Here is a 1,346-nt window from a genome sequence, read left to right as displayed (position 1 = left end):
TCAACCCCTACGACGCCCCGCGCCTCGCCTCCGCCGCGCACAGCGCGCTCCACCTCCGGGGCGCCGAGAACGACTCGGCGCACGGCCACCTCCACCACGCGCTCGTCGCCGCCCGCCTCCGCGACGGCGAACGGGTCGCGCACGCCCTCGGCCAGGTCCTCGACGGCGACTTCTTCCACGCCTCGCTGATGAGCGCGCACTACCCGAACCGCGAGGTCTACAACGCGGACGCCGCGCACACCCTGCCCGGCGTGATCGTCGAGACGCTCGTGCAGTCGACGCCGGACCGGCTGGTCCTGCTGCCCGCGCTGCCGGCGGCGTATCCGCAGGGCCAACTCACCGGCGTACGTACGAGGTTCGGGGCGGAACTCGATCTGACCTGGACGCAGGACACGGCCGTGGCGGTCCTCCGCCCCTCCCGCACCCGCCGCGTCGAACTGCGGACTTCCTCCGGCACACAGCCGCTCGAACTCGTCGCCGGAGAAGACCGCGTCCTCACCCTGGGGGCGCGGTAGCCACTCGCAACTCCCCCCACCCATGGAAGGGACACCATGGCAACACGCACCCGCAGCAGGCTCACCATGGCCCTGCTGGCCCCCGCCCTCGCGCTCGGCGCCACCGTCGGCCTCGCCTCGGCCCCCGCCTCCGCCGCCGTCTGGAGCTCCTGCGACCAGTGGGGCAGCACGACCCTGAACGGCTACACGCTCTACAACGACATCTGGGGCTCCGGCGCCGGCAGTCAGTGCATCTGGGCCAACTCCGGTACCAACTGGGGCGTCAACGCCAACCACCCCAACACCGGCGGCATCAAGGCCTATCCCAACGCCAAGAAGGTGATCGGAAAGTCGATCACCTCGCTGGGTTCGCTCAAGAGCAGCTACAACGTCACGGTGCCGTCGTCCGGCGCGTACAACACGTCGTACGACATCTGGGACACCAACTACGCCTACGAGATCATGCTCTGGGTCAACAAGACCGGCGCGGTCGGTCCGCTCGGCACCTCGCAGGGCAGCCTGACGCTGGGCGGTTCCACCTGGACCGTCTACAAGGGCAACAACGGCAGCAACGACGTGTTCTCGTTCGTCCGCAGCTCCAACTCCTCGTCCGGGACGATCGACATCCTGCCGATCCTCAAGTGGATCAAGGACACCAAGGGCTGGTTCGGCAACGTGACCATCGGAGACCTGCAGTTCGGCTTCGAGATCACGTCCTCGTCCGGCGGGCTCGCCTTCACCACCAACAGCGAGAGCGTCACCAGTAGTTGATCGGTCCGGCGGGCCGGCCCTCGCCCTGTGCGGGGCCGGCCCGTGCGGTCACGCCGGGTCGACCTCGGCGCGCAGAGCGTT

General features: G+C 69.2%; 2 protein-coding genes. Both read left to right on the top strand.

The window, feature by feature from the left end:
• The coding region (locus R6V09_RS53285; protein WP_442810313.1) for a glycoside hydrolase family 95-like protein at window positions 1-515 on the top strand (515 nt) is incomplete at its 5' end.
• A gap of 36 nt (window positions 516-551) precedes the next feature.
• Window positions 552-1,265 (top strand): glycoside hydrolase family 12 protein, encoded by a 714-nt coding sequence (locus R6V09_RS53280; protein WP_317888577.1) that lies wholly within the window; start codon window positions 552-554, stop codon window positions 1,263-1,265.
• Window positions 1,266-1,346: the final 81 nt, after the last annotated feature.

It is taken from the genome of Streptomyces sp. W16, assembly GCF_033194735.1.
GTDB lineage: Bacteria > Actinomycetota > Actinomycetes > Streptomycetales > Streptomycetaceae > Streptomyces.
The sequence above is the reverse complement of the archived record's forward strand: the minus strand, read 5'-3'. Positions and strand labels throughout refer to the sequence as shown.